Annotated in this window: 4 protein-coding genes; 1 reads left to right on the plus strand and 3 read right to left on the minus strand. The window is 71.3% G+C overall.

Going from position 1 to position 5,736, the window contains the following annotated elements; all coding sequences use genetic code 11:
• Positions 1–116 (minus strand): hypothetical protein (locus tag VJ655_RS20080; RefSeq protein WP_324114219.1); only part of this gene is annotated, 116 nt, incomplete at its 3' end.
• A gap of 167 nt (positions 117–283) precedes the next feature.
• On the opposite strand from VJ655_RS20080, the gene VJ655_RS20085 reads away from it, so the two are divergent.
• Positions 284–1,732, plus strand: a complete 1,449-nt coding sequence (locus VJ655_RS20085; RefSeq protein WP_324114213.1) for a S41 family peptidase — start codon at positions 284–286, stop codon at positions 1,730–1,732.
• On the opposite strand, the gene VJ655_RS20090 is transcribed toward VJ655_RS20085, so the two are convergent.
• Both VJ655_RS20090 and putA read right to left on the minus strand, forming a co-directional pair.
• A complete protein-coding gene (locus VJ655_RS20090) occupies positions 1,719–3,035 on the minus strand; it encodes a glycoside hydrolase 5 family protein (RefSeq protein ID WP_324114215.1) in 1,317 nt (438 codons plus the stop codon). The genes VJ655_RS20085 and VJ655_RS20090 overlap by 14 nt on opposite strands.
• A gap of 64 nt (positions 3,036–3,099) precedes the next feature.
• On the minus strand, positions 3,100–5,736 hold a 2,637-nt coding region (gene putA / locus VJ655_RS20095), incomplete at its 5' end, for a bifunctional proline dehydrogenase/L-glutamate gamma-semialdehyde dehydrogenase PutA (RefSeq protein ID WP_324114217.1).

The following is a 5,736-nucleotide window of genomic DNA, read 5'->3' on the forward strand; positions in this document are numbered from 1 at the left end:
TTGGTGGTCTTGACCACCGGCGAGCGCTTCTCGGCCGTGAAACCGGCGCTTGGCAGGGCGGCGTAGGCGGCCAGGGCGGCGGCCCCGGTGATCAGGGTGCGGCGGGTGGCGTCCATGGTTTCCTCCGGCGGCTTCTGACGAGCTTGCCGCCAGCGGTAACACGAATGACACCGGTGACAATCCCTATTTCGACTGCCTGGCGCCCGTCGCCTTACGGCCTTTTAACGTGATGCGAGGCGCGGGCGCGATTACGAGCGCGGAACGTTGTTATCGGGGGATTTGCATGATGTCGCGCCTGAGCGCCCTCCTGGCCGCCGCGATCCTGGCGGGCGCCGCGCCGCCCGCCTTCGCCTATGATCCCGCGCCGTGGATCGATGACGCCCGCCAGATTCGCGCGGCGCTGGGCGCCCGCTACGCCAATATCGACTGGCTGACCGGCGACCGCGCTTTCAATCTCGACGCCAATTTCAAGCTGCTGGAGGGTGGTCTCGCGCGCGTGGAGTCGGACGCCGAAGCGCGGGCCATGCTGGACCGCGCCCTCGGCGCCCTGGCCGACGGCCATGTGCGGATCGACTGGAGCAAGCCCTCCGTGGGTCCCGCCCTCGCCGCGCCGGCCGGGTCGGCCAAGCCCTGCGCCGACGCCCGGCCGATGCGCTCGCGTCCGCCCGTCGCCGCGGGCCTGCCGGGTTGGCGCGCCCTGGACGCCGGCGAGGGCGCGCGCGAGTTCCCGGGCGGACGGCTCAGCGTCGAGGGGCGCGAGGTCGGCGTCGTGCAGATCGGCCTGTTCGAAGCCGACCAGGAGGCGTGCCAAGCCGCCGCCGAACGGCTTGGCCTGCCGCTCGACAAGCCGTGCGACGACGACTGCTCGCGCCGCCTGGACACGGCCGTCTATCAGTTGCTGACCGATCGCTTCGCCGCGCGGCTGTCGGCGATGAAGGCGGCCGGCGCCCAGGTGCTGATGATCGACCTTGCCGGCAATGGCGGCGGCCGCGAATGGGCGGAGGTCGCCGCGCGCATGGTCACGCCGCTGCGGATCCGCAGCGCGCCCGTGCGCTATGTCCGCTCGCCCCAGGCCGCCGAACAGCTCGAGTCGCTGGCCGTGGACATCGAGGCCAACATCCACGACGAGCGCGGGCCTCCGAAGACCCAGTTGCTGGCGCAGGCGGCCGAGCTGCGGGCCCGCGCGGCCGAGGCGCGACGGGCCTGCGATCCCGGCGCGCCGGCCGCCGCCAGCGAACCCTGTCCGCTGCTGATCGACGCCGGCTATGGCGCCGGGGTGTGGGCCGCGGCCGATCCCGTCGCCTTGGCTGGCAAGGCCTGGGGGCAGTCGGTGTTCACGCCGGCCAAATGGACGTGGAGCGAGGGCGTCTGGTCCGGGCCCCTGATCGTTCTCGTCGACGCCAGGTCGGCCAGCGCGTCCGAGGAGTTCGCCGCCATGCTGCAGGACAACAAGGCCGCGATCATCCTGGGCTCGCCGACCCTGGGCGCGGGGTGCGGCCATGCGACCTCGGCTGGTCCGATCACGCTGAAGAACAGTGGCGGTCGGCTCTTTCTGCCCGACTGCCTGCGTCTGCGCGCCGACGGCTCGAACGAGATCGGCGGGGTCGAGCCGGACGTGCTGGTCGGCTTCCGTGGGACGGACGGGCCGGCGCTGAAGGCCCGCCGCCTGGCCCCGCGCCTGCCGGAGGCGGTGACCAGGGCCGTGGCGCTCGCCGGGTCTAGAGGGCGCTGACCGCCGCCGCGTGCGCCTTGATCACCGCCAGGGTCGAGGCGTCGGTGTCGAAGACGCCGTAGAGACCCTGTTCCTCCTGCGGCGGATCGCCGACGAAGCTCTTGTCGCCGGCGGCGAACCAGGCGTCGGGGTGCTGGGCGCGACCCTCGCCGTTCCAAGCCCAGAAGTTGGTGCCCGCGGTCGGGCCGCCAGCCTTCATGTCGTCCAGCGCCAGGCCATAGATCGTGCGGTAGAAGCGGTCCTTGTCGGCGGTGGCCGAGCCGGGCGCGAAGGCGCGGGCCTCGCGGATCAGGCCGAATTCCTCGATGACCAGGGGCTTTCCCAGTTGGCGGGCGATGGCGATGTGGCGGGCGACATACTCGCGGCAGCGCGCCTCGCCGGCGTCATAGGTGGCGCGCTGGTTCTTGGGGTCGATCCAACCCCAGTTGTTGGGCCAGACGTGGGCGGTGACATAGTCGATCGTCTCGGGCCTGTGCGCGTCCAGCACGCAGGCCTCGCTCTCCAGGCAGCCCTTCAGGCCTTCGCTGCCGGTGCAGACCAGGTGGCGGCGGTCGAGGGTCTTGATGATCGTCGAGGTCTCGCGGATCCAGTGCTGGAAGGCGGCCATGTCGGCGGAGGCCGGGCTGCCGCCGGGGCGGGGCTCGTTGGCCAACTGCCAGGCCATGATGGTCGGATCGGCGCGATAGGCCTTGCCGGTGACCGTGTTCATCCGGCCGACGATGCTCAGCAGATAGCGTCGGAACAGGGTGTTGGCCTTGGCGTCGCCGTAGAACCGGGCGGCGTAGTCTGGATATTCTGGCCACGGATGATCCGGGTCGCCCTGCTGGAACCACGGCCCGTTTCCGACCCAGTTCAGATAGGCCGGCATGCCGCCGGACCAGTCCCAGAAGTTGTTGATGTAGATGACCGCCTTCATGTCCCGCGCCGCCATCTCGGCCAGCAGGACGTCGAGGCCCTTCAGCAGGGTCGGGTCGTATTCGCCGGGCTTCTCCTGGAAGGTGGGCGAGACAGCGGCCTTGGCCGGCGAGCGCTCGCCCGCGCCCAGCACCCGCAGGTTGGTGACGCCCAGGGCCTTCAGCCGGTCGAGCTCGCGCCTCAGCCGATCAGGGTCGCCATAGGCCGCCGGCGCGCCCAGCCAGGCCCCATACCAGAGGTTGGCGCCGGCGAAGCGATAGGGTTTCCCGTCCAGCGCCAGCCGGCCGTTTAGCACCGTGACAAAGCCCTTGGGCGGCCGCGTCGGCCTCGCCGCCGCGCCGAGCGCGGGAGCGGCGGCCAGGATCAGATCGCGGCGTGAAAGGGCCATGTGAGCTCCCCGAAGTTTCGAGGAGCTTAGGCGCTGCTCGGGACGGTTGTGAAGCGCCTCGGGGCTATAGGTTCAGCAGCGCCGGGTCGCCGCCCTGGGCGGTGATGTTGACGCTGACCGCCCGTTCGACGGCGAACCGCAGCAGGGCGTGCGGACCGCCGGCCTTGGGACCGGTGCCCGACAGACCCTCGCCGCCGAACGGCTGGACGCCGACCACGGCGCCGGTCATCGAGCGGTTTACATAGGCGTTGCCGGCCGGGACTAGCCGCTGGACGTCGGCCGCGAAGCTCTCGATCCGCGAGTGAACCCCCAGGGTCAGGCCGTAGCGGCGGGCGGCCAGGGCGCTGGCGACCTGCTCCAGGGCCTCGGGCTTGTAGCGGACCACGTGCAGGATCGGGCCGAACACCTCGCGCTCCAGGAAGTCGGCGGCGGGGATCTCGGCCAGGACGGGCGCGAAGAACGTGCCCTCGGCGGGCGATGCGAGAGCGTGCAGGACCTTGGCCTCGTGCTTCAGCCGCTCCAGATGCTTCTCCAGCGCCGTCTTGGCCTCGGCGTCGATGACGGGGCCGACGTCGGTGACGGCCTGGGCCGGGTCGCCCAGGACGAGGGCGTCCATCGCGCCTTTCAGGCCCTCGACGATGTGGTCGGCGGTGTCCTCGGGCAGGAACAGCAGGCGAAGCGCCGAACAGCGCTGGCCGGCCGAGCCGAAGGCCGAGACGATGACGTCGTCGATCACCTGCTCGCGTTGGGCGGTGGTGTCGACGAACATGCCGTTCAGCCCGCCGGTCTCGGCGATGAACGGAACGATCGGGCCTTGTCGCTGGGCCAAGGTCTGGTTGATCCGCCAGGCGGTGTCGGTGCCGCCGGTGAAGGCGACGCCGTCCAGGCCCTCGTGGGCGACCAGGGCCGCGCCGACCGTCTCGCCACGGCCCGGCAGCAGGGCCAGCAGGCGCGGGTCGAGGCCGGCGGCGTGGTAGAGCTTCACGGCTTCCGAGGCGATCAGTGGGGTCTGTTCGGCGGGCTTGGCCAGCACCGCGTTGCCGGCGGCCAGGGCGGCGGCGATCTGGCCGGTGAAGATGGCCAGCGGGAAGTTCCACGGGCTGATGCAGACGAAGACGCCGCGCCCGGCCAGGCGCAGGGTGTTGGTCTCGCCGACCGGGCCTTTCAGCACTTCGCCGGACCCGAACTGATCCTCGGCCAACACGGCGTAGTAGCGGCAGAAGTCGACGGCCTCGCGGACCTCGGCGATCCCGTCGGACAGGGTCTTGCCAGCCTCGCGCGCCAGGATGGCGATCAGGCGGTCGATATTGGTCTCGAGCGCGTCGGCCATGGCCCGCAGCACCTTGGCGCGCGCAGGGCCGCCGGCCTGGTCCCAGGCCGGTTGCGCGGCGCGCGCCAGGCGGAAGGCCTCGTCGATCTGCGGCAACTGGGCTTCGGAGACCGCGCCGACCACGCGGCTGTCGTCGGCCGGGGCGACCACCGGCAGCGGCGGGGCGCCGGCGGAGAGCTTGCCGCCGACCAGGGGGCCGGCCGCCAGAACACGCCCATTTTGGGTCTCGGCGTCGATGGCGGCCACGGCGGCGGCCAGGCGCTCGCGATCGGCCTTCACCGAGAGATCCAGGCCGGCGCTGTTCTGGCGGCGCGGGCCGTAGACTTCGATCGGGGTCGGGATCTTGGCGTGGCGGTCGGGATGGGCTTCGACCGAGTCGATGGGGTCGGTGACCACCTTTTCCACTGGCACCCGTTCGTCCAGCAGGGCGTGGACGAACGAGGTGTTGGCGCCGTTTTCCAGCAAGCGGCGGACCAGGTAGGGCAGGAGGTCCTCGTGGCCGCCGACGGGCGCGTAGGCCCGCAGGGCGATCCCGTCATAAAGGTCGTCGGCGGCTTTGTAGAGCGCCTCGCCCATGCCGTGCAGGCGCTGGTGTTCGATGCGCACGCCGGCGTTCTTGGCCATCCGGACCACGGCCGCCAGGGTGTGGGCGTTGTGGGTGGCGAACTGGGCGTAGAGGCTGGGCGCGGCGTCGATCAGCGCCTTGGCGTTGACCAGGTACGAGAGGTCCGTCGCCGGCTTGGTCGTGTAGACCGGATAGTCCGGGCGGCCGGCGACCTGGGCGCGCTTGATCTCGCTGTCCCAATAGGCGCCCTTGACCAAGCGGACCATCAGGCGGCGGCCGGTCGCTTCCGACAGGGCGCGCAGGCGGGCGATGACCTCGCCGCAACGCTTCTGGTAGGCCTGGACGGCCAGGCCCAGGCCCTTCCACTCGCCCAGTTCCGGCTCGCGGCACAGCTTGTCGAGCAGCTTCAGCGAGAGGGCCAGGCGATCGGCCTCCTCGGCGTCGATCGTGAAGTTCAGGTCGTGGCGGGCGGCGATCTTGGCCAGGCGCAGGGTGCGGGGATAGAGCTCCCCCCACACGCGGTCCTCGTGGGTGGCCTCGTAGCGCGGGCACAGGGCCGAGAGCTTGACCGAGACGCCATGGCCCTTCTCCGGACCGGCGCCGTTCGACAGCTTGCCGACGGTCGTGATCGCGTCGGCATAGGCCTTCTCGTAGCGCTCGGCGTCGGCGGCGGTGCGGGCGCCTTCGCCCAGCATGTCGAACGAGCACATGGTGTCCTCGCTCGCCGCGCGCTTGATGGCCGCCTCGATCGTCCGACCCAGGACGAACTGCTCGCCCATGATGCGGATCGCCTGGCCGACGGCGGC

The organism is Caulobacter sp. (assembly GCF_035254145.1).
Lineage (GTDB): Bacteria > Pseudomonadota > Alphaproteobacteria > Caulobacterales > Caulobacteraceae > Caulobacter.

Excerpts from the sequence above, each read along its gene's own strand:
- VJ655_RS20090 (WP_324114215.1), bottom strand. The coding sequence starts at position 3,035 with ATGGCCCTTTCACGCCGCGATCTGATCCTGGCCGCCGCTCCCGCGCTC.
- VJ655_RS20085 (WP_324114213.1), top strand. The coding sequence starts at position 284 with ATGATGTCGCGCCTGAGCGCCCTCCTGGCCGCCGCGATCCTGGCGGGC.